20 protein-coding genes are annotated in these 24,393 nt (G+C 37.2%); 12 read left to right on the top strand and 8 right to left on the bottom strand.

The features are described from left to right. Nucleotides 1-212: 212 nt before the first annotated feature. From MHB48_RS05195 to MHB48_RS05205, 3 genes are read right to left on the bottom strand one after another with little or no spacing between them, the layout of a single operon-like run. Nucleotides 213-341, bottom strand: coding sequence for a hypothetical protein (locus tag MHB48_RS05195; RefSeq protein WP_342600483.1), 129 nt, complete (start codon nt 339-341; stop codon nt 213-215). A 39-nt stretch (nt 342-380) separates the two neighbouring features. Next, nucleotides 381-731 carry a DUF2178 domain-containing protein gene (locus MHB48_RS05200; protein WP_342600484.1) on the bottom strand — a complete coding sequence of 117 codons (351 nt, stop codon included), beginning with the start codon at nt 729-731 and terminating at the stop codon, nt 381-383. After that, on the bottom strand, nt 721-960 hold the full coding sequence (locus MHB48_RS05205; RefSeq protein ID WP_342600485.1) for a helix-turn-helix transcriptional regulator: 240 nt from the start codon (nt 958-960) through the stop codon (nt 721-723). Before MHB48_RS05205 ends, MHB48_RS05200 begins: the two co-directional genes overlap by 11 nt. Before the next feature lie 514 nt (nt 961-1,474). Between MHB48_RS05205 and fadH the strand changes: the two genes are divergently transcribed. The 12 genes from fadH to MHB48_RS05265 all read left to right on the top strand — a co-directional run bounded on the left by fadH (nt 1,475) and on the right by MHB48_RS05265 (nt 17,740). Next, nucleotides 1,475-2,242, top strand: coding sequence for a 2,4-dienoyl-CoA reductase (fadH, locus tag MHB48_RS05210; protein ID WP_342600486.1), 768 nt, complete (start codon nt 1,475-1,477; stop codon nt 2,240-2,242). A 114-nt stretch (nt 2,243-2,356) separates the two neighbouring features. After that, nucleotides 2,357-2,809 carry a cyclic-di-AMP-binding protein CbpB gene (gene cbpB, locus MHB48_RS05215; RefSeq protein ID WP_342600487.1) on the top strand — a complete coding sequence of 151 codons (453 nt, stop codon included), beginning with the start codon at nt 2,357-2,359 and terminating at the stop codon, nt 2,807-2,809. Nucleotides 2,810-3,473: 664 nt separating this feature from the next. Further along, nucleotides 3,474-4,943 carry an MDR family MFS transporter gene (locus MHB48_RS05220; protein ID WP_342600488.1) on the top strand — a complete coding sequence of 490 codons (1,470 nt, stop codon included), beginning with the start codon at nt 3,474-3,476 and terminating at the stop codon, nt 4,941-4,943. A 2-nt stretch (nt 4,944-4,945) separates the two neighbouring features. After that, nucleotides 4,946-5,821: a LysR family transcriptional regulator gene (locus MHB48_RS05225; protein ID WP_342600489.1), complete on the top strand. Its 876-nt coding sequence runs from the start codon at nt 4,946-4,948 to the stop codon at nt 5,819-5,821. Nucleotides 5,822-5,878: 57 nt separating this feature from the next. Beyond that, nucleotides 5,879-8,290, top strand: a complete 2,412-nt coding sequence (locus tag MHB48_RS05230) for a hypothetical protein (RefSeq protein ID WP_342600490.1) — start codon at nt 5,879-5,881, stop codon at nt 8,288-8,290. Continuing rightward, nucleotides 8,287-9,216, top strand: a complete 930-nt coding sequence (locus MHB48_RS05235) for an ABC transporter ATP-binding protein (protein ID WP_342600491.1) — start codon at nt 8,287-8,289, stop codon at nt 9,214-9,216. The genes MHB48_RS05230 and MHB48_RS05235 overlap by 4 nt, the downstream gene beginning before the upstream one ends. Before the next feature lies 1 nt (nt 9,217). After that, nucleotides 9,218-10,060 carry an ABC transporter permease gene (locus MHB48_RS05240; protein WP_342600492.1) on the top strand — a complete coding sequence of 281 codons (843 nt, stop codon included), beginning with the start codon at nt 9,218-9,220 and terminating at the stop codon, nt 10,058-10,060. A gap of 13 nt (nt 10,061-10,073) precedes the next feature. Continuing rightward, nucleotides 10,074-11,510 carry a hypothetical protein gene (locus tag MHB48_RS05245; RefSeq protein WP_342600493.1) on the top strand — a complete coding sequence of 479 codons (1,437 nt, stop codon included), beginning with the start codon at nt 10,074-10,076 and terminating at the stop codon, nt 11,508-11,510. Between the two features lie 12 nt (nt 11,511-11,522). Beyond that, nucleotides 11,523-12,515, top strand: coding sequence for a MoxR family ATPase (locus MHB48_RS05250; RefSeq protein ID WP_342600494.1), 993 nt, complete (start codon nt 11,523-11,525; stop codon nt 12,513-12,515). Next, nucleotides 12,512-13,387, top strand: a complete 876-nt coding sequence (locus MHB48_RS05255) for a DUF58 domain-containing protein (protein ID WP_342600495.1) — start codon at nt 12,512-12,514, stop codon at nt 13,385-13,387. The genes MHB48_RS05250 and MHB48_RS05255 overlap by 4 nt, the downstream gene beginning before the upstream one ends. Nucleotides 13,388-13,398: 11 nt before the next feature. Continuing rightward, nucleotides 13,399-15,156, top strand: coding sequence for a BatA and WFA domain-containing protein (locus MHB48_RS05260; protein WP_342600496.1), 1,758 nt, complete (start codon nt 13,399-13,401; stop codon nt 15,154-15,156). Further along, nucleotides 15,140-17,740, top strand: a complete 2,601-nt coding sequence (locus tag MHB48_RS05265) for a VWA domain-containing protein (protein WP_342600497.1) — start codon at nt 15,140-15,142, stop codon at nt 17,738-17,740. The genes MHB48_RS05260 and MHB48_RS05265 overlap by 17 nt, the downstream gene beginning before the upstream one ends. A 1,119-nt stretch (nt 17,741-18,859) precedes the next feature. Here MHB48_RS05265 and MHB48_RS05270 read toward each other — a convergent pair. The 5 genes from MHB48_RS05270 to MHB48_RS05290 all read right to left on the bottom strand — a co-directional run bounded on the left by MHB48_RS05270 (nt 18,860) and on the right by MHB48_RS05290 (nt 24,230). Next, nucleotides 18,860-20,044, bottom strand: a complete 1,185-nt coding sequence (locus MHB48_RS05270; RefSeq protein ID WP_342600498.1) for an MFS transporter — start codon at nt 20,042-20,044, stop codon at nt 18,860-18,862. A 408-nt stretch (nt 20,045-20,452) separates the two neighbouring features. Beyond that, entirely contained in the window at nt 20,453-21,526 is a 1,074-nt protein-coding gene (locus MHB48_RS05275; protein WP_342600499.1) for an ABC transporter substrate-binding protein, read from the bottom strand. Continuing rightward, nucleotides 21,523-22,326: an ABC transporter permease gene (locus MHB48_RS05280; RefSeq protein ID WP_342600500.1), complete on the bottom strand. Its 804-nt coding sequence runs from the start codon at nt 22,324-22,326 to the stop codon at nt 21,523-21,525. The genes MHB48_RS05275 and MHB48_RS05280 overlap by 4 nt, the downstream gene beginning before the upstream one ends. Further along, on the bottom strand, nt 22,313-23,134 hold the full coding sequence (locus MHB48_RS05285) for an ABC transporter permease (protein ID WP_340918626.1): 822 nt from the start codon (nt 23,132-23,134) through the stop codon (nt 22,313-22,315). The genes MHB48_RS05280 and MHB48_RS05285 overlap by 14 nt, the downstream gene beginning before the upstream one ends. Next, nucleotides 23,124-24,230 carry an ABC transporter ATP-binding protein gene (locus MHB48_RS05290; protein ID WP_342600501.1) on the bottom strand — a complete coding sequence of 369 codons (1,107 nt, stop codon included), beginning with the start codon at nt 24,228-24,230 and terminating at the stop codon, nt 23,124-23,126. Before MHB48_RS05290 ends, MHB48_RS05285 begins: the two co-directional genes overlap by 11 nt. Nucleotides 24,231-24,393: the final 163 nt, after the last annotated feature.

Here is a 24,393-nt window from a genome sequence, read left to right on the forward strand (position 1 = left end):
GGCGGACGCTTTCCGCGTGGTGAGCGATAAGCCATCACTGCCGCTACGCATCGTTTGTGATGTCTTATCTGTCTCACTCATCCCGCTGGAGTCGCCACCTCCGCTTCAATCAACAAAGTGATAAATGTTCGTATTTTTATGACAAAGTACTATTTATGAAATTAACTCAATAAAGTAAAAACGTAGATTTCTTTTAGAGATTTACGTTTTTTTTAATAGAATAAGAAAGTATATAATTTTCCGTTCCATAGCTCCAATGTTTCAGACATCGTTATCACGACAAGAAAAATAATCGCAATCGTTATTGGCTGCCGAATTTTGATTGCTGTCCGAATTTCCAATCCCTCCTCTTCATCCGATTTTCGCTCCTCGACCTTTCCTTATGAAAAATCCTTTTTATATCGGACGGCCAGGTAAATTCCACCAGCTAAAAATGCCAGCGTATATTTGAACAAGAAAAAGATGTTCCACATATAGTCTTTAGGAAAAATCAAGTCACATAGAATAATTGCCCACAGCACACAGTAACTGCTTTTCAAAAAGATTTTATTTGTCCGTTCGTCGTCTTGCCCAATCTTCTTATAAAATACATAGGTAAAAATTGCACTACCCATAAGCAGTAAAAAACCAACTCCAATGAGAATATTCCAATTTCCCGTAGATTGTTCAGCCCAGGACTTTAAAGGGTGAAAAATTGCGTTATGGATATCTGAGATAAACTTAATTTTCATTTTGATCACTTCCTTTCACATAAGTAAAAATATCGTTTACATCAACATTAAAAAAATCGGCAATTCGAAAAGCCAACAGCAGAGTCGGAACATAATTTCCTTTTTCCATTACGAAGATGGTTTGTTTGGAAACCCCGACTTTCTCTGCTAAATCTTGCTGAGACATTCTGGCAAGTACACGATATTCATAAACCTTATTTGATATCGAATCACCAAAATCTTTCTTCATGACAATCACCTCTTGAATCATATTATAAACTCAACTTTTCCAAAAGTAAAGTAAACTTATACTAAAGGTTGAAGTATCTTTATAACCGCCTCGTCGGAGGCCCGCACGATGCGGGTCAGACAGTCGTTGCGAAATGTTCTTTTATTTTGCGACGCGCTTTGCGCAGGAGCACCATGAAGTCGCGAACATAGACTGTCCTCCTCTGAAGCTATATGAGTTGGAAAGCATCTTTTCATTCATTATCCAAAAAGATCTTAACCTTATTCGTACTGTTGAAGGAGGGCGACGGACAGACAAACGCCATAAGATTACCGAGAAAAGAGAGGCTGGTCGTGACGTCAGTCACGACCAGCCTCTCTAAAAATCAATCGGTAGTGATATAGCAATAAGTCTGTCCAAAGACCTACGAAAACGATACAAAACAGGTTTTGTACTTAGAGGGCGCTTGAGCTTTTCTAATATTATGATAAAATAAATGAATGAATATTCATTTATTTTAAAGGGGTGCTGACTAATGTTGAAAGAGAAGACGATTATCGTTACTGGCGGTTCAAATGGGATGGGAAAATACATGGCAATGAAGTTTGTTTCAGAAGGAGCAAATGTTGTCATTACTGGTCGTGACTTAGAAAGGCTAGAAAGCGCAAAAAAAGAAATTGAAGCATATGGTAATACGATAGCCATTTTTCAAATGGATGTGCGCAATCCGGAGCATGTTTCAGCGATGGTAGAGTTTACAGATAAAACGTATGGTCAGATCGATGGTTTGGTAAACAATGCAGCTGGTAATTTTATTGTAGAGTCAGAGAAACTTACACCTAATGGCTGGAAAGCTGTTATTGATATAGTTTTAAATGGATCTTTTTACTGTTCCAATGCGGTAGGGAATTATTGGATCAGTAAAGGAACGAAAGGATCTATTTTGAATATGCTTGTAACTTATGCATGGGGAGCAGGGGTGGGCGTAGTTCATTCTGCAGCTGCGAAAGCGGGAGTTATGTCACTAACTAGGACTTTAGCGGTCGAGTGGGGAACTAAATACGGTATTCGAGTGAATGGTATTGCTCCTGGCCCAATTGAGCGAACAGGTGGAGCAGGGAAACTCTGGGAATCGGAGGAAGCAGCAAAACGAACCATTCAATCCATTCCATTAGGTCGCCTTGGTAAACCAGAAGAAATTGCAGAGCTTGCTGCATTTATTTTATCTGATAAAGCTTCCTATATGAATGGAGAAATTGTAACATTAGACGGAGGTCAGTGGTTAAATCAATTTCCATTCTAAAAAATTATAAATAGTTTGTAAGCGATTTCACAGGTTTTTATTCCTTTCATATGCTATCATAGTTTTATACGTTATGTTTTCATAACATGAAAACAAACAAAGGAGTAGAATGCAATGATATCTGTGAGCAGCAAAGATTTTTTACAAATTCCGATTGAGGATTACATTATTTCAGCGGAAAAAGTAGCACACGTACAATTAGGAAATAACGCTGAACATGCATTATTAGTATTAACTAAAACTGGATACTCTTCTATTCCAGTGCTAGACGTGAAATATAGACTGCAAGGTTTAATAAGTACACAACAAATAACAGATGAAATATTAGGATTAGAACATATTGAATACGAACGACTACCAGATTTAAAAGTAGATAGTATTATGAAAAAAGATATACCAGTCATTCATTTTAATGAAAAATTTCAAAAAGGTTTAGATTTATTAGTTAACAATCCTTATGTATGTGTAGTCGATGATGAGCAAACATTTTTAGGTATATTAACGAGAAGAGTTATTTTAAAGCAAATGAAAAAGTATTTATATCAATCACAAGAAACTCAAGTGTAACGACAACCTGGGAAGGCCTCTTAAAAGGCCTTCTTTTTTTCAGAGTAAAAAAGTATATACGCTTCTACTCATTAACTATCCAGACTCCAGTACTTTTCGGGCACTCTCTTGAAAAAGTACCTACATCCATTAACTTTTAAGATGATCGTTTACTATTTTTTTGTATGCAATTGATTATAGTGAAAGACGGCGACTCCAGCGGGAATAGCAGATGTTTTCTGCACCGAAAGCGAAGCGGCAGGTGCATGAGCTGAAGGCCCCGCAGAAGCGAACAAAGGAACGAAGGCTAAGAACGCCACCTCGTGTGGCAACGCCTTCGTGACCAACATCCTGTTGGCCTGAGGAGACTGAAGCCATGCCCGCGGAAAGCGTCCGTCTGGAACGGAAATCAATACATTGGAAAAGGGACCAACTATCAGTCTCTAAATAACTTTAGGACAGCCTCCCACTCAGAAATCACGATCCTGGTATGTTGAATAAAAAGTATACAAAAAACAGGTGTAGAAAAAGACTCGTTTTTCTACACCTGCTTCAATTTATGGACTTATACGGCTGTGCGCAGGAGCATGATCCACGCCGTGTGGACCTAAGATGCAATTTTGGCTACGCAGTCCTTATATATCTTGTTGCGACCATTCTTTTATTAGGAAATGGGGGGGGAGTTTTGAAGAGTAAAGCAACAAAAAGACCTTTTGTATTAGTAGCGGTGATGCTTGCGATGTTTATGGGAGCCGTCGAAGCGACTATCATTGCAACAGCTATGCCCAGTATAACATCTGACTTAGGTGGCTTTTCTCGATATAGTTGGGTATTTTCAGCTTATTTATTAATGAGCACAATAACCGTTTTAATTTATGGGAAGCTAGCTGATTTATTTGGAAGGAAAATAATATTTTTTATTGGCGTTACATTATTTTTAATCGGTTCATTCCTATGTGGTTTCGCTACCTCGATGGAGCAATTAATTGTTTACCGCTTAATACAAGGGTTAGGTGCTGGAGCAGTACAACCAATTGCGACCATTATTATAGGAGACATTTATCAAGGAGATGAACGCGCAAAAATACAGGGTTATTTAGCAAGTGTTTGGGGGATATCCGCTGTTTCTGGACCTGCTATAGGTGGGATATTAGTAGAAACAGTCGGGTGGGAGTTTGTATTTTGGGTGAATATTCCACTAGGTCTTATTGCGATGCTTGGAATAGTTCTATTTTTGCATGAGCCTGTTTCAAGCAAGAAGCCAGTAGTTGATTATAAAGGGGCTTTGCTAATGACGGTTATCCTGTCTTCTTTACTATTTTGGTTAGTAGAAGGAGGACAATCTTTTCCTTGGATATCTTTAGTAAGTTTTAGTTTACTGGGTGTAGTGATGATTGGATGTATCATTTTTCTTAAAGTCGAAAGAAAAGCAATGGAACCATTTATGCCAATGGTAATATGGAAAAATAAAATAATCTTGTTCGCCAATCTAATTTCATTTTCTACCGGTGTAATTTTAATAGGCTTATCCAGTTATTTACCAATGTATGTAACTGGTGTAATGGAGCAAAAAGCAATTGTTGCTGGATTTACATTAACTGCTGTATCTATTGGCTGGCCTCTTGCGTCAACGGCAGCAGGCCGTTTACTTCCCAAATATGGAGCATCCAAACTTTCGTTTATAGGGACAATATTTTTAATGATTGGAACTTTTTCTTTTATTTTCATTTATCCTTTACTTCATCCGATTATAATTGCAGTATGTAGTTTTTGCATTGGTATTGGTATGGGACTTACAAGTACATCCTTCATTGTAACGATTCAAGAAGCAGTCACGCATGAATGGAGGGGCGTTGCAACAGCCAGTAATTTATTTATGCGTAATTTCGGGAATATGTTTGGAGCGGCTTTGCTTGGAGTCATAGTAAATAAAACAATTAGCAGATATTTAAGTATTCATTCATCCACATTTGAATTAAGTAACGTAAATCAGTTGCTTGATGCAGATGAACGAAAACTATTCTCTATGGAGCAGCTATCATTTTTGCAAAAAGGACTAGAGTATGCTCTCCATGGAGTATTTATTGCATCTTTTATCTTCGCAATAATTAGTTTTGTATTAGTATTTGGACTACCTAAAAAGAAAGAGGTTTAAAAATGACATCAGATTTTCTCATTATTAAAGTATTAGCAGAAGAACAAAATATGCGAAAAGCAGCAGAGAGATTATTCCTTTCTCAACCAGCTCTCTCTCTACGTCTTCAAACCATTGAGAAAGAATGGCAGACAAAACTATTTTTACGATCTCAGAAAGGGTTAACCCCAACACCAGAAGGAGAACTTGTAATCGAGTATGCTGTAAATATGCTTCAGCAGAAAGAAGAAGTATATGAGGCGATTCAGTCGTTAACCTCTAAAGTACATGGAACGTTAAAAATTGCTTGTGCTTCCATCGTTGGTCATAATTGGCTGCCGAAAGTTTTGAAAGATTTCGTACAAACGTATCCGGAAGCAAAGATTTCCCTTCTTACAGGCTGGAGTTCAGAAATTGTAAAATCCATATACGATGGAGAGGCACAGATTGGAATTGTACGTGGACAAACAGATTGGAAAGGAAATAAAATTCATTTATTCAGAGATACACTTTACCTTGTGGATAAAGAGATGACCTCGGTTAGCGATGTTTTAACAACAGAGAAACCATTTATTCAATTTAAAAGTGATTCTAACTATTATCAAGAAATTCAGCAATGGTGGCAAAAACATTTTTCGATTAATCCAAAGAGACAAATAATCGTAGATCAAATTGAGACATGTAAACAAATGGCTTTAAATGGTATTGGATACGCGATACTTCCTTCCATTACATTGACTGGTCATGAGGACGTGCAGAAGATACCTTTGACGAACGATGAAGAGCAGTTTGAGTTAACGAGAGACACTTGGCTTATTGGTTATGATGCTGCATTTGACCTTCCACAAGTAGAAGCTTTTGTCACAATTGTAAAAGAACATGCAAAAAAGTTTCAATAAGGAACTTCCATCTGCGATAAACGTACTAATAGATATACATAAAAAGGGGGAAATTAAATGCGTATCCAAAAAATTACATTGGTTATTTCTGCACTCTTTATCTATTTTTTGCTATTACCAACAATTGAAGCCTCGGCTGCACCTAACCTACAAGTAAAAGCAAATGCTGGATTTAATGGTAAAGCGAAATATGGGAAAGGGCTGCCAATTACCATTACCGTTGAGAATAAAGGGGACGCCTTTTCAGGAGACATCGTATTAGATATTTTGGAATCCTACAATCTTGGAAATGCACAAGCGATCCCATTTGAAATTGGTGCGGGAGAGACAAAGACAATTCAGGTTGCAGCGTCTGGAATGTCCGAAGACTATATGTATCAAGGGTCTACATTTCAAATGATTCACTTTTACGAAGGTGGTTGGGAAAAAGGAAAGTCCATTGATTTTAAAGGCACTAAAAATTTAAGAGTAAGCTTTAATGATCCATCATCTATATTTTATTTATCTTTCACCAATAGTGCTGACAGGTTAAAAGTATTAAGCCAAATAAAACAACAAAATCAAATAGGTAACCAAGTGATTCATGTAGCTCAACTGAGTAACTTTCCGCTCCCAACAGAGGCTGAAGCTTGGCAAATGGCAGACTATATTGTCATTGATGAATTTGTCCTTGCAGATTTAGAAGAGCAACAACAACAAGCGCTTGTTGACTATGTTAGTGCAGGAGGCTTTATTGTAGTTGGGGCCTCTGACAATACAAAAGTGGAATTAGGCAAGTTAGGAGAATACTTACCACTAACTCTTCAAACAAGTACCCAATCTTTATCTCCTGAAAAAGTACTTGGTTTGACTGCAAATAACCCATTGTCCAATGCTTTAACAGTGTATGATGCATCTTTAAATGAGGGAGCAACACCGTCATTTAATATAGATGGAACAATAATAGCCGCAAAGAAACAATTAGGTAAAGGTGCTATTATTCAAACAACCTTTTCTCTTGGTGATGAACCCTTATCAAAAGACCCTGTCTATAGTGACTTGATGACTACAATTGTACAGTCCGTAAAAGCACAAAATACATCTAATAATATGATGTATGGCTACAATGGAAAGGATCAACTAGTGTATGAAGTAGGAAACACAAACTCATTATTTAGCTCATTCAAAGTATCAACTCCTTTAATGATTAGTATTGTGTTAATTTATATGATACTAGTAGGACCGCTCTTATACCTTTTATTGAAAAGAAAAGACAAACGAGAGTACGCGTGGGGTATTATTCCACTTACCGCTATTATTGCATCCGCTGCTATTTTCGGGTACGGAGCGAAGGATCGTATTGCACGTCCACAAGTACAACAATCCTCCTTCTTATATGTTAATGAGGATAATAGTTTAAGTGGTTATTATGCTGAATCTTTATTAAGTAATAAAAGCGGGGAATTCTCATTTGTTGCACCAACATCCACTACAATGGTTGCCCAAAGAAATAACAATTCATTTAATGGTCAGAATATGAATGTACATGAAAAAACTATTATTGAAAAACATGCTTCCAATAGTGAATTAACGTTCAGAGATGTAGGTTACTGGTCTGTCTCGAATTTCTTTGGTGATACACATCTGAAAGACGTGGGGAATTTTGAAGTAGACCTTCGAGTAGATGCGAGTAAATTAATTGGAACAGTAAAGAATAACTTTCCATTTGCTCTGAAAGAAGTTTCTGTTTGGTCTGGAAGCAAACTCATCAAGTTAGGTGATCTTCAGCCTGGTGAACAGCTAGAAGTGAATAAAGACTTAGGAACTGTTATGTTAACACCAGCCTCCAATCCATATATTAATAGAAACTACGGCATGAACATTGGAAATCAAATTGATTTGACTGAACAAAGAAAGCAATCCTTATATTCTTCTAGTCAAATGTTCAATCAATTAGGTAGTAGTCCAGCAATTACGGCCTTTGCAGAGGACAATCTAATTCCAATCGAATTAAAGGACAAAAAAGTGGAGATGTCTGCTCTCCATTTAATTATTCAGCCGTTCAAAGCTGAAACGATTTTTGCAGGTGATTTTGTGCTACCAGCTACAACGTTTACGGTAAATGTTAATACAAATGAATTTGGAAAGTATATGGAACCAGTGCAAAATAGCAATTTAGAATGGTATTTAGATGATGGTGAATATAACATCTATTGGAAAATACCTGATACCATTCCTACTAATAAAGTAATGTGGACACAATTACAAATAGCGAATACCGATCGAAATTCTCAAACAATTGAAATTTGGAATATGGAAACCGAAGCTTTTGAACCAATAGAAGAAAGTAGATTTACAATTTCCGAAAACATTCAAAATTATATTAATGATTCCGGGGAAGTATATTACAAATTAATCAAAAAATCAGCTCAAGGTGATCCGTATACAAGACTTCCAGAGGTTCGCTTAAAAGGGGAGGTTCAGAAATGATAGAGATTAAAGGGTTAACAAAAAAATACGGTTCTTTTTATGCTTTAAATGATTTAAACCTTAGCCTACAAGAAGGAACTGTATTTGGATTTGTGGGGGCAAATGGAGCAGGGAAATCGACAACTTTTTCTATATTAGCTACACTGCTACAACCAACTTCTGGAGAGGCATATGTGAATGGGAAAAGTGTCAAAACCGAACCGCATGAAGTACGGAAACAAATAGGTTATATGCCTGACTTTTTCGGGGTCTATGATCAACTAAAAGCAAATGAGTATTTAGATTTTTACGGCGCAAGCTATGGAATTCCAGAGGCTGAGAGACAAATTCTGATTCCCCAACTACTAGAGTTGGTTAACCTAACGCATAAACGTTATGACTACGTAGATCTATTATCAAGGGGGATGAAACAACGTTTATGTTTAGCGCGTGCACTTATTCATGATCCTAAAGTGTTGATACTGGATGAACCTGCTTCGGGACTTGATCCGCGTGCTCGTGTGGAAATGAGAGATATCCTAAGACAACTAAAAAATATGGGGAAAACAATTTTAATTTCTTCGCATATATTGCCAGAGCTTGCTGAAATGTGTGATGAAATTGGAGTAATTGATGGGGGTAAATTGATTGCGCACGGCTCGGTTGCTGAAATTCAAGCACAACTTGCAGGGGAAAAACAAATTACGGTGAGGGTTAAAGGATTGTTGGAGAATGCTGCAACGTTTTTTGAAGAAGATCCCTTTGCTTCAAAAGTGGAAATACATGAAGAGAAAAGTTCCATTATATTTAATTATCGAGGTTCCGAAGAAGATCAAATTAATTTGTTGAAAAAAGCTTTAGACCAACAACTAAGAATTATTTCCTTCTCGGAGACAGAAACGAACCTTGAAGATGTCTTTATGGAAATTACAAAGGGGGCGAAATAAGATGAAGCAAGCATTTTCAAATCCAGTATTAGTAAAAGAAATTAAATTACGCTTTCGTTCCCTAAAAAGCTTTACTGGAATTCTCTTTTATTTACTTGCAATGTCTATCTTTGTTTTCGGCTTTATTATGTTGACCACTTCCTTCACAGGTACAGGTTATTTTCGACCAGAAGAAAGCTTTTTCATGTTCTCTATGCTGACATATATTCAGTTAGGTCTTATTGTCTTTATTACTCCTGGGCTAACAGCAGGTGCCATTAGTTCCGAGAGAGAAAAGCAAACGTTAAATATATTATTAACTACATCTCAGACTTCCTTTCAAATCATTATTGGGAAGTTAACATCGTCTATTGCTTTTCTTCTCTTGTTATTAGTCGCAGGATTACCAATCTACAGTTTAGTTTTTCTTTTTGGAGGAGTATCTCCAGGACAGCTAGGCATCATTTTCTTATTCTTCTTTTTAACTATGCTTGCCATTGGTGGAATAGGAATTATGTATTCAACAATTATTCGTAAAACGATCGTTTCGATGATTGCAACGTATGGAACAATGATATTTCTAACTGCGGTTACTGGTTTTATTTATCTTGTCATTACTGGAATGAATTCTATGGCAACAGGTACACTAACTTCCTCACCAATTGGTCACTTTTTTGCAAGTATTAATCCGATTGTTTTAATGCTTACGCTTATCACTCCAGGGTCGGATGATTTTATTACACAATCTACAAAGGTGGAATTTCCAATTTGGGCTGGATATACAATTTTTTATGTTTGTATAACTATTCTATCTGTATTTATTGCTGTAAAAAAATTACGTGTGAATATGAAACGTAAAAAATGAGGAGGAATTATAGATGAATAGCCAACATAAGCTAATTCGTTTCGTCCATAAAGCTAGACGTAGACTTACAGTAGAGCACTACAGTAGAATGCTCCAAGCTGCTTTGTTTTACGGATTCACTTCTGCTGCGTCTATTCTATTTGTTTCTCGCTTATTTGTATTTCCATACTATATCCGAACCGCAGTTATTGTTGGAGGTATTGTTTTTGTAGCAGTTTTTGTATACGCATTTTGGAGACGACCTTCCAAAGAAGCGGCACTTCATAAACTAGATTCCTTTTTCCATGATAATTTATTAATTTCTGCAGTATCATTTCTTAACGAAAAATCTATGCTTATTAAAGGTTTATTAGCAAAGGCAGAACTGGGCTGTGAGAAAGCATTTGAGAAATTTAAACAACGAGAAAAACACTATTTCCAGCCTAAATGGCTTCTAGGATTTGTTCTTGCACTAGCGGCAGTTTTAGTACTGTATGCTTTTCCAGCAGCAACACAATTAGAAGCAAAGGATATGGAAAAAGAAGATCGAGTTGTAAAAGAAATGAAAAAAGAAATAGAAAAACTTGAGAAAAAAGAATTAGCGAAGTCCGTAAAAAAAGACTTGAAGGATTTAAAAGAAAAGCTAAAAGAAGTAGATACTGCAGAGGAAGCGTTACGTGAAGTAGTGAAAAAACAAAAAGAATTGGCTTTAAAAGAACAAAAGCTTGAAAAGAAGAAAGAACTAACGGAACAAGAGGGATCGACTGAATCGTCTTTAACAGCAGATGAACAAAAAGAATTAGCCTCTTTAGAAGATGTAAATAATACATTGGCGAAAAGTGCTGCTTCTACTCAGACTGCTTTAAGCAAGATGGGTAAATCCCTGCCATATAACGCTAGTGCAGTAGCACAAGGAAACTCGACTAACACCAATAATAATAGTAATAATAAAAGTAATGCAAGCAATACAGGAAAAGGAAACCAACAAGGCTCCAGTCAAAATCAAAGTGCTGGACAAAACAATCAAGGCCAGGGTCAAGGCCAAGGTCAAGGCCAAGGTCAAGGTCAAGGCCAAGGTCAAGGCCAAGGTCAAGGTCAGGGTCAAGGCCAAGGCCAAGGCCAAGGTCAAGGCCAAGGTCAAGGCCAAGGTCAAGGCCAGGGTCAAGGCCAAGGTCAAGGTCAAGGTTCAGGGGCAGGAACCGGCTCTGGTGGAAGAAATCTCCTTTCGATTCCAACAAGAGTTGGTGGAACTTCTGAAACTAGCGTAGATGGAGGAGAGCTTGGAGATGGAACATCTGCAAGTGAGCAACCAGCAGAAGGACCTGTTACTCGTGGTTCTGCAAGACCATATGAAGAAGTTGTTAATGAATATTCAGAATCGTATATAAAGAGTTCAGAGCGTATGCAATTACCGTCTGACCTGCAGCGAATTGTGCAAGATTACTTTTCATCAGTTGAAAATAGCGAATAATGGAGGAAACTAATGACTTTCACAACAGAAGATTATGTAAATATAAGTAAACAGTTAGATGAAGTACGTGCAGAGATTGGGAATTTCATCGTGGGTCAAAAAGAAGCGGTGGAGTTTTCCATTTACTGCGTTTTAGCAGATGGGCATGCACTATTAGAGGGTTTGCCTGGACTTGGTAAAACCATGCTTATTCGAACAGTTTCAGAAGTTTTGGATCTATCTTTTTCGCGAATTCAGTTCACCCCTGATTTAATGCCATCTGATATTACGGGAACAAGTACGATTGAACGTTTAGAAAATGGTAAGCAGCAATTCACCTTTCAAAAAGGACCTATTTTTAGCCAAATGGTTTTAGCGGATGAGATTAACCGAGCAACACCAAAAACACAAAGTGCTCTATTAGAGGCAATGGGAGAAAAAACGGTAACTGTACTAGGTGAAACGAAACAAATGGATAGACCATTCTTTGTACTTGCTACTCAAAACCCCATTGAAATGGAAGGAACATATCCATTACCCGAAGCTCAAATGGACCGTTTTTTGTGCAAAATTTTGGTCTCTTATCCTTCCAAAGAAGAGCTTATGGAAATTACAAAGCGAACAACGGGCGGTCAAACCATTGAGTTAAATAAAATAATGAATGCGGAAGAAATTGTACACGCACAGCAAATGGTGAAAGAAGTTCTAATTGCAGATGAAATGCTGGAGTATGCCGTAGATATTATTGCCGCGACCCATCCAGAGGCGGCAGTAATTCCTGAAATTGCAAAGTACGTTCAGTATGGAAGTGGACCTCGAGGTTTACAAAGTCTTATCAAGCTCGCGAAAGCACGTGCGCTAGTTGCGGGACGTTATCATGTCTCTATTGCAGATATTAAATCAGTTGCTAAGCCTGTACTTAGACATCGTTTATTACTTAATTACGAAGGAGAAGCAGAAGGTAAAACAGCAGATGAACTCTTAGATCTTGTATTACAAACGATTAAGCAAGGACAAACCGTATGAGTACAGATCAATTAGTACCAAAGGATTGGGCAGGTAAACTGAGTCGGCTTTCCATCTCGACAAGATCAAAGTTACGTGGTCAACATAAAGGGTCACATCGTTCCGCACGTTTTGGTGCTTCTCTCGATTTTTCGGATTTCCGAGAATATGCTCCAGGTGATGATGTTCGTCAAATAGATTGGAATGTATATGCTCGAACAGATAAGTATTTTATTAAACGATTTTTAGACGAACAGGAAATGCGAGTTCATATATTGCTAGATTCAACAAAATCAATGGGAGATCCATTGAAATGGACATTTGCCAAACAGCTAGCTGTTTCTCTGGGGATTCTTGTACTACAAAGAGATGATCGTTTAACATTTTCAGCCGTAACAACTGAAAAGAAACCACCATTTCGACGGAAGGGAGCAACTTATCGAAAAGCATTTACACAGACTGTTTCTGATTTAAAGGAACCAACTATGGTACAGTCTTTTGCTGAAAATGCCCCTATTTTTTTACCAAAAGATAGTACTGTATTATTTGTTATTTCAGATTGCTTAGAAAGTCTTGAGTCGTGGGAGAGGTTACTTCAAAAGCTACCAAAGTTTGCTGGTGATATTCGCATTTTGCAGATTGTTACAAGTGACGAGCTTGCACCATCATATACAGGAGATGTCCAACTTGAAGATGTAGAGACATCACATCAGTTAAATGTATCGATGTCTTCTCGCGTACTGGAAACATATGAGCAAGAAAGAAAACTACATCAAAGAGGCCTTGAATTATTATGTAGTAAATTTGGAGCGAAAATGGTTCAAGTAAATGCAGAAGATGGGATTTCACATGTATTATTTCATCAGCTTTTACGTGCAAATTGGGTGCAGTGAGGTGAGAATATTTGGGGTTTAATCAACTATTATTTTTATGGACAGCGATATTTCCAATAGCTGTATTGCTTTATTATTTCTTTCGAAAAAAATATACGAAGCAGTCTGTTTCTTCTACACTTTTTTGGCAGGAAGTGATGAAAGAAACGAAAGCATCCCCTTATTTGCAGCATTTACAGCGCAATGCTTTATTTTATTTACAAATGCTTGCAATGATATTACTTGTTATTGCTTTACTTCAGCCGTTTTGGAAAACGAAAGCGCTTGCTGGGGAACAAGTAATCTTCATCGTAGATACTTCTGCAACAATGGAAGTAAATACAAATGATACTACGCTTTTTGAACAGCATAAAATAGAGATGCTAAGTCTTGTGGATCAATTATCAGGAAAGCCATTAACAGTGATTACTACGGGAAATCAACCAGCTGTTCTTCTGCGCCAAGAAACGAATCTTAATCTTATTAAAAGTGAGATAAATAAATTAGAAGTAAGCTATGAAGACGAAAATATGTCGAAGTCATTAGATTTTGCCCAATCCTTTTTCCAAAAAAAGGCTAGCTCCGTATATGTTTTTACAGATGAGTTAGATAGACAGTCGTTGCCTTTACAATATGAAAATGTTAGTTGGAATGTGGAAGGGCAAACATCGGAAGTAACCAATACGTCTATTAAACGTTTTGGTGCAACGAAAACGAGTAATGGAATTTCAGCTCTCATTCAACTAGAAAATCAGTCGAACAAGGAACAAGTAACCACTCTAAGTCTTTCAAACGAGCAGAAAGAATTAGTGAAAGAAGATGTGACAATACCACCAAATGAAACGGTTACGTTATCCTTCGATGAAATGATAGAATCTTCTTATTTAAAAGCATCTTTAGATGTTCAGGATCAATATGCTTTAGATAATTCGATGACTGTATTTATGCAGGATCAATTATCCAAAGTGTTTGTGGACAGTTCTATGCATGCACTTGTTCGTACTGCATTTCAATCGATGGATATAGAAGTGAGCAGTGTACCAGCTGAACAAGTGGGTTTATTGAAGGAAGAAGGCATAATCGTAACGAATCAATTCGGTTTAATTGAACAATTAGAAAGTGCCTCCTTATTTATTGGTAGAAATGACGTTTCTGCAAAAGAGATAAATGGAGTCGTTCAAACTACTGAACATCCGCTTTTTTCATTTGCTAATTTATCGGATATTTATGTAAGTGCCGTATACCCACCGATCGATGGATATACTACCATTGCGACAGTAGGTGAAGAGCCGTTTATACAGGTATCCCCGCGTGGAGATATTATCATTCTTTCCGATATTCAAATGACAGATTGGCCACTAAGTCCTTCATTTCCCTTATTCATGTGGAGTGTGAAGGAACAACTGTCCGCCGGAAATACGTATATAGGAACTTTTTCACCAAATGAGCGAAAGCCACAGTCACTTGGAAGTGCATTAAATGAATGGGAAATTTACACAATGGATGATTCTTATGAATGTTCCATTGAAAACGGTGGAGCTTTTGTTGCACCGAAGAAGCCAGGGTTATATGTGCTTCGTTCGAACGACATAGAAAAGAACTTTGCAGTTGCTTTATCTCAAAAGGAAAAAGAAATTGCAAAAGGAGCTACTTATCAATTAAGTGGACAACAGATAGATCAGCTAGAAAATTATGATCAGCAATCGTTTGTCCCTTATATTCTAGTACTATTATTGTTATTGTTTGTTATGGAGTGGGAGGTGCAAAGACGACGTGGATTTACGAGTTGACCAACCGCTATGGCTTTTAATACTTATTCCAATTGTTATTTATTTTATGTGGACTTGGAGAAAAGATAAAAAGATTTTTCGAAGAGAAGGAAAAGTAGTATTTTTTCTTCGACTTGTTGCTGTTTTCTGCTTAGTTCTTGGTTTAACAAATCCTTATCTTTTATTACCCATTAAAGAAGAACAAGTTCTCTTTTTAGTGGACCGTTCAGCTTCTGTCCAAGGCACTGAGCAACAAGTGACGGAATGGATTGAAGAGAGTCTATCTTCTCGAAAAAATTCACATGTTGTAGGGGTATATACATTTGCAGAAGATTTTCAATCGGAAGTTGCGTTAACTGCTGAAGAAGTAAATTTACCGGTATTTACACCGATGAAGTCACCTGGAAATACGGATATAGCAAGAGCTTTACAACTATCTACAGGTATAGTAGATCCTAACAAAGCGACAAGAATAGTTCTGTTCACGGATGGATTAGAAACAAGTGGATCCGTGGCAGATGAGTTAGTGAAAGTTGCTGGGGGAAATGTCACAATAGATGTTGTACAGCTAGAAAGAGTAGCTTCGGAAGATGTTGCTGTCACGTCTTTTGAAACTCCGCCAGTTGCTTTTGAAGGAGAACAACAGCAGCTTAATGTTAAATTAGAAGCAACTAAGGATACTAAAGGAGAGCTGCTTCTTTATCAAAATGACCAATTATTGTCACGAGAACAAATTACATTAGAAAAAGGAACTAATAGCTTTACTTTCCGAAATGCTTCTAAAGGTGAAGGACTATTAAAGTATCAAGTTCAGGTGATAGTTCCTGATGATGGCTTAATTGAAAATAATAAATTGACGAGCGTGACGAATGTAGAAAGCTCTCCAAGACTGTTAGTTGTCACAAACGAAGGAAGCCATTCTAATATTCCAACGGTTATTGATCAAGAAGCAATAACAACTGACGTAATAGACGCAATTGCACTACCTTATGATCTATCCAATTATTTAGCCTATGATGCTATTATTTTTGACAATGTCCCTGGGCACGCAGTTGGGGAGCAGAAAATGACAGTTATTGAACAAGCTGTGAAAAATTTCGGTGTTGGCTTTATGATGGTTGGAGGTAAAAATAGCTTTGGCTTAGGGGGATATTTCAAAACTCCAATTGAAAAGCTATTACCGGTTGAAATGGAAATCAAAGGGAAACAACAGTTACCATCTCTAGGGTTAATTATTGTGATGGATCGTTCAGGCAGTATGAGTGGTTCTAAATTAGAATATGCGAAAGAAGCAGCTGCACGTTCTGTAGAGATGCTTCGTGACGAGGATACACTTGGATTTATAGCTTTTGATGATCGTCCTTGGGAAATTATCGAAGCAGAACCCCTTTCCAATAGGGATGCTGCAGTGGAGAGTATTTTATCTGTAGGATCCGGTGGAGGAACGGAAATTTATTCTGGTCTGGCTCTCGCATATGAACGTTTAGCTCCATTAAAGCTTCAAAGAAAGCATATCATTTTACTAACAGACGGTCAGTCTTCTACTAGTAATGACTATCAAACGTTAATCGAAGAGGGAGCTGAGAATTTAATTACGGTGTCGACTGTTGCAGTGGGGCAAGATGCGGATAGAGCACTACTGGAAAGTTTAGCTGAAATGGGTGGAGGTACCTTTTACGAGGTGGAAGATGAATCGACCATTCCTGCTATCATGTCGACGGAAACAGCAATGATTTCTAGAACATATATTGAAGATAATCCTTTCTATCCGATCATTTATGGTGATGCAACTTGGACCAGTTTATTTGCAGACGGGGTACCACAAATGAATGCATATATTGCAACGACTCCTAAGCAAACTGCTACAGTAATTGCCGAAAGTGAGAAGGAAGATCCTGTACTAGCGGAATGGATGTATGGATTAGGAAGAACGATTGCCTTTACCTCTGATTCTACTGGAGAGTGGAGTGGAGATTTCGCTAGATGGAGTAATTGGGGAGACCTTTGGAACACTGCTATTTCAAGACTTCTACCAGCATATAGTGAAGTTCCTTTTACGATTCAAAAGGCTAGTGACGGCAGTTATACAGTAACGGATCCTTCGGGGAAATCTTCTTTTATTGAAATAGCTGCGGTTAATGAAAAAGGAGAAGAGCTACCAGTATTGTCAGAGCCGCTTGCACCAGGCAAATCGAGAGTGACTGTTGATAGTGAACCAGGACTAGTGTTTTTCCGAGTATCAAATGAGCAAGAGGCGGTGTATCAAGCAGGTATTTCCATTCCATATAGCGAAGAATATAAAGTCCAAAAGCCGAACACAGGAAATTTGGAGATGATCGCTAGTCGGACAGGTGGAAAGATGCTTACCGAACCTTCTGAAGCATTCCGAACAATCGATTTAAAAAGTTCTGAAAAACAATCGATTCAGCAGTTCCTTATACTCGCTGCAATAATATTGTTCTTCATGGATATCACGATCAGAAGATTTGGGTTTAGACAATTGCTTGCTCCATTTTCTCAAATGAACCGGAAAAAAGAAATTAGTGCTAACACAGATGTAACAAGCAATGTAGAAAAACTCGTAAAAGGCAAAAAGAATCGTTAAAAAGCTGCTAGTGAGAAGTGAACTGCCCCATAAATGTTAGACACTAACTAACATTTATAGGGCAGTCCAGAAATTCACTAGCAGCTTTTCATGTTATGACACAGCCCAAATCTCCTCGAAAAAGAGAGCGAACAGTTTGGCTTTTACAGGATGCTTGCTCTTTTCTTAAAAGATTAGGATGTAGCTAAAGTCCATTCCAAAGCAATCCGGAAACGTCTGCGAACAGGTATTGCACTTAAAGGGCACTTGCGCTTTTTTAAAAGAATAAGAAAGTATATAATTTTCCGATCCATAAATCCAGTGTTTCAGATATTTTGGAGAAAAAGATCGATTCAATACTACTGTTGATTTCCGTTCCAGGCCTACGCTTTCCGCTGGGTGAGTGATGAGCCATCACCGCCGCTAAAGCGTCCGTTGTGATGTCTCATCTTTCTCACTCATCCCGCTGGAGTCGCCACCTTCCACTACAATCAAGTAAATGTTTTCAAATCAATCATAAAAGAAAGGACAACTAAAAGATAAGGAAGTATATAGTTTTGGAGTGCATAAAGTAAAGTCACTGGTACTTTGACCGATAGGAAAATGCAGTGGATTGTATACAAGGTAAGGTAGAGGATGGACCTGTCAGCTAGCAAGAATCTTTAAGAAGAGCATTTCTGCTAATTTTCTTCTACTGGTAAAAGAGTATATGACCAAAAAATAGTTAGTATCTATTGTATAGAGGAACACTAGAGCACCCGAAATTGTATTTTCGGAGGCCCGCACGATGCGGGTCAGACAGTCGTTGCGAAATGTTCTTTTATTTTGCGACGAGCTTTGCGCAGGAGCACCATTAAGTCGCGAACTTAGACTGTCCTCCTCTGAAGCTTTATGAGTTGGAAAGCATCTTTTCACTCATTATCCAAAAAGATCTTAAACTTATTCGTACTGTTGAAGGAGGGCGACGGACGGACAAACGCCATAAGATTACCGAGAAAAGAGAGGCTGGTCGTGACGTCAGTCAAGACCAGCCTCTCTTAAAAATCAATCGGTAATGATATAGCAATAAGTCTGTCCAAAGACCTCCGAAAACGATACAAAACAGGTATTTCACTTAATGGACGCTATGCTCTATTGTTATTATATAATCGGTTTTTTCTTTTTAATCCAAACAAGCGTTATACCCCAAGAGAATAGTAAAATAATCGAGCCTATAACAAATGGAATGTTAATATTTATATCAAAAAGTATTCCTGCTAATGCTGGCCCAATCATATTTCCTAAACTCATATAGGCATTATTCATACCAGCAGCAAATCCCTGCTCATGCCCAGCTAGCTTGGATACAACCGTGTTTACAGCTGGTCGAATAAGTGTAGTTGCTGTTGAGAAAATAGAAGCTACTACTAATATTAGCCAGTATCCATCTACAACGAAAAATAGCAAGAATGACAACGCTGCAACTACTAAGCTTACCAAGATTACATTCAATTCACCAAACCGTTTAAATAACTTAGAGACGACAAGTGTTTGAATGAGTACTCCAATGAATCCACCGACTGTTAGAACTACTGCGATATCTTGTGGTGTGTAATTGTATTTATGATCCACGTATAAAGAGAAGGTCGTTTGGAAATTGGCGATACCAAATGAGAAAACAAAGATGATGATTAACATCATAAAATAAGGTGTTTTAACTGAGTTTTTCATTTGAATTAATATGTTTTCTCGTTTTTTCTTTTCTAAAGGATTTGCGGAGACAACATTTTTAATATCCGGCAATATGATGAATGAGACAACAGCAGAAATAATTGCTGCTAGAGCAGCCATATAGAATGGGAAAGTTAAGCTAACTTTCGCTAAAAATCCACCTAAAGCGGGTCCAATCATGAATCCAAGTGACATGGAAGCGCCTAATAGTCCCATCCCTTTTCCACGGTCTTCAAATGATGTTATGTCTGCAACAAATGCCATCGTTGCCGGAATTAAAAAAGCTCCCCCAATTCCGCTAACAAAACGTGCAGCATAAAGCATCCATTCATGAGTTGCCAATCCAAACCATAATTGAGAGGCAGAGAAGACTACTAAACCTACTATAATTAATTTTTTACGTCCAAATGAATCGGATAAATCTCCCGCTATAGGAGAAAATAAAAATTGGCCTAAAGCAAAGGAAGCGACAATAAATCCAAGTGCTTGACCCGCTACACCAAACGTTTCTAAATATTGAGGCATAACTGGAACAACTAGCCCAATTCCAGCCATCGCTATAAACATATTAAACATTAATATGTAAAGTGCAAATTGATTTGATTTCTTTGTCATACTTTTCCTACTTTCTATAAAAAAATCTTACATATGTCTATAGATTCTATCACATTCCTAGAAGAATAAAAACTTTCGTATCACGAATTATTATTAATTGTTTATTAAGAGAACACGGCTGTTGATTATCCAATTTTCCCCATTAAAATTTCACAAGAAATGTGCAAGGATTCCATTTTGCCCTTGTACGTTTTTGGTTCGGTTTGGACGAAATGATTACTAGAGGGCTAAACTATTTTCGATTATCCTGTTGTGGAGATTTGTCCGTTACGTACCTACAACGCTCAAAAGAAAACCGAGATAGTTTGGAAAATGTTAATAAGCAAATTACTGGGCACTTTTGGTTAATCAACACGTGTGTTAAGAATAAAAAAATTAGAATCGCCTATAAAAAGACGATTCTAATTATTAGTTTGAGCTCATCTTAAATTCTAAAAATAATTCATTGTACTTACCAAGCATTTCAAGGCCAAGATTATTGTATACCTCTAGGTTGTCCCGTTGTTCCACAGAAGGATAAAAACGCTCATCGGAAGTAACCTCTTCATCCATTAACTCCATCGCAGCTGCATTTGGAATAGAATAACCGACATAATCAGCATTTTGAGCTGAAACTTCTGCATCTAATATGAAATTAATAAATGCATGAGCACCTTCTATATTAGCTGCTGTTTTAGGAATAACCATATTATCAAACCATAAGTTCGATCCTTCTTTAGGAACAGCATAGTCAAGTTCCTCATTTTCCCACATCATATCCGCTGCTTGACCAGACCAGGTGAGTGCTACAGCAGCTTCTTCGTTTATCATGAGCTGAGTTACTTCATCTCCAATGATTGCCTTAATGTTTGGAGAAAGCTTTTTCAGTTTCTCTACTGCTTCATGTAATTCTTTTTCATTTGTTGAGTTTAGCGAGTATCCTAAACTATTTAGTCCCATTCCAATAACTTCACGAGCACCATCAACTAAAAGAACTTGCCCTCTTAAAGAAGGATCCCAAAGTGTTTCCCAGCTTTCAAAAGTTTGTCCATCGAGCAATGTAGGATTAAAAACAATTCCTACTGTTCCCCAGAAATATGGGATCGAATATTTATTTTTGGGGTCAAATGATAAATCTAAAAAGTAAGGGTCAATATTTTTTAAGTTTGGAATCTTTGTATGATCAATCGAAAGAAGTAAATCTTTTTCCTTCATTTTCTCAATTGCGTATTCAGAAGGAATCGCAATATCATACGAAGTACCACCTTGCTCTATTTTCGTCATCATTGCTTCGTTTGAGTCAAATGTTTCATACACAACACGGTAGCCTGATTCTTCTTCAAACTGAGCAATCAAATCTGGATCGATGTATTCTCCCCAGTTAAATATAGTTACCGTATCACTACCAGCCTTACCAGAGCTTTTATCCAAATAATCATTTACTATAAATAAAACGATACAAACGATCAAGATAGCTATCGACGCTCTAAGTATGTCTTTCATTTTCGTACCCCCATTCCGATAGGGTTTTTCCCGCGTTGGCTTATAAAGTAATAACCCACAACGAGAACAAGTGTCACGATAAAGATTATGCCGGATAATGCATTAATCGTTAGAGTGATGCCTGCACGTGCCATCGAGTATATTTCAACAGAAAGTGTGCTAAAACCATTTCCTGTTACAAAAAAGGTTACAGCAAAATCATCTAAGGAATACGTAAGTGCTAGAAAGAAACCTGCAAAAATTCCCGGTTTGATAAATGGAATAATAACGCGTGTTAATATATCTCTTTTAGTAGCACCTAAATCAGCGGCCGCGTCTATTAATGAGCTATTCATTTCTTGCAGCTTAGGTAATACCATAAGCACAACGATTGGAATACTAAAAGCAATATGTGAAATTAAAACGGATGCAAATCCAAGTTTCACTCCAATCATCGTAAATAAGATTAAGAAAGAAGCACCAATTACAACATCAGGACTTACGATTAATACATTATTTAACGATAATATGGAATTACGTAGCGATTTGTTACGCATGTAAACGATACCGAGCGAACCAAATACTCCAATTATTGTAGATAGTAGTGCCGAAAGAAGCGCTACAATCACCGTATTAATAAGAATCATCATAAGTCGTGTATCCGAAAACACAGCAGCGTAATGTTCTAGCGTGAAAGATTCAAAATCATTCATGCTGCCGCCACTATTGAAAGAGTAAAAGATTAAGTAAAAGATGGGTGCATACAAAATGACAAAAACAAGGACTAAGTACAGTTTTGCTGTTCTACTAGTTTTTTCCATTAGAAGTAGCCCCCTTGTCTCTCTGACCAGTAATAATCATTATAATGACCATAAATATAATTAGGAACACGGCAATTGTTGAACCCATTCCCCAGTTCTGAGTTACTAGAAATTGTTGCTCAATAGCAGTTCCTAGTGTAATTACTTTGTTCCCCGCAATTAATCGCGTAATCATAAATAGCGAAAGGGAAGGAATGAATACCGCTTGAATTCCAGCCTTAACCCCATTTACTGTTAAGGGGAAAATAACCTTTGAAAAGGTTGTCCAACTGGAAGCACCTAAATCTCTACTCGCATCGATTAACGATGGGTTTAATTTATCAAGAGAGTTAAAGATAGGTAAGATCATAAATGGAATAAAAATATAAACAGATACAAAAATAAAACTAAAGTCTGTAAATAATATTTGTGTTTCCTTCATACCAAAAACATTTAAAAATGCATTAACCGGTCCGTACAATCCAAAAATTCCAATGAATGCATACGTTTTTAAAAGTAAGTTAATCCAAGATGGAATGATGATAAGTAATAACCATAACTGTTTATGTCTTGTTTTTGTCAGTAGATAAGCAGTTGGGTATGCCACAAATAATGAAAACAGAGTAATAAGAAATGCATACCAGAAAGAACTAAGAGTTAACTTTAAATAGACAGAAGTAAAGAAGTTTTTATAATTGTCTAATGTGAAATTACCGCTTAAATCGAAAAAAGAATAATAGGTGATCAAAGCAATTGGAGCAATTACAAAAAGAACAATCCAAACAAAATAAGGTATTAAATAAAACCTCTTCGTATTTTTAGTTTGCATAAGCGTCTTCTCCATAAGACTCAAGTCGCTTATCAAATTCTTCTTCTGTTTCATTTAGACGCATAACATGAATAGCTTCTGGGTCAAAGTCTAGCCCGATAAATTCTCCAACTTCTGCTTTTTTCGTAGAATGAACAAGCCATTCATTTCCTTCATCGTCATAAGTAGAGAGTTCGTAGTGAACTCCTCTAAATAACTGTGTATCTACTTTAACCTTCATTTTTCCATTCTCAACTGTAGTAATTTCTAAGTCTTCAGGGCGAATGACAACATCTATTTTTTCATTTGGATTAAGCCCTTGATCGACACATTCGAATTCTTTTCCACCGATATGTATACGGAAGTCAGCTACCATTGTTCCGGAAACGATATTAGATTCTCCAATAAAATCTGCAACAAATCGGTTAATTGGTTCATCGTAAATATCCATTGGAGTTCCACTTTGCTCGATATTACCAGCGTTTAAAACGAAGATTTCATCAGACATAGCCAGTGCTTCTTCTTGGTCATGTGTAACAAAAATAAAAGTCTTGCCAAGTCTTTGTTGAAGCTCGCGAAGCTCATATTGCATTTCAGAACGTAGTTTTAAGTCTAGAGCTGAAAGTGGCTCATCTAGTAAAATGATTTCAGGATCATTTACGATTGCGCGGGCAATTGCTACACGTTGTCTTTGACCACCCGACATTTCGGCAATTTCTCTATTTTCATATCCACTTAAGTTGACAAACTTGAGTGCTTCTAAAACTTTTTGTTCAATCTCTTTTTTTCCTAATTTTTTTATACGAAGTCCAAATGCTATATTTTCAAAAACATTTAAGTGAGGAAATAAGGCATAGTCCTGAAATACTGTATTAACTTGTCTTTCGTTTGCGGGTACATTATTAATTAATTTCCCATTGAAATATATGCTTCCACTAGATGGCTGCATAAAGCCTGCTATTAATCGCAAAATGGTCGTTTTTCCACAACCAGATGGTCCTAGTAAAGTGTAGAATTTACCACGTTCTAACTCAAAGTTAATATTTTTTAAAACAGTAGTTTCTTCGTCATAGTTTTTTGTCACATTCTCGAAACGAATGATGGGTGTCTCTGTCATAATAAACCTCCAATTTTTATTTTAGGGCTCTGTTAAACGATCATGCGTGTAGTTACCTGCCGAAAATCCGGATTTTTGTAGGAACTATTTGCTAAATTCTCTTAGCGGCTAGAGGGACACTTTTTCAGTTCCCTCTAATTTAACAGAGCCTATTTGATAAGTA

It is taken from the genome of Psychrobacillus sp. FSL H8-0483 (genome assembly GCF_038637725.1).
Classification (GTDB): Bacteria; Bacillota; Bacilli; order Bacillales_A; family Planococcaceae; genus Psychrobacillus.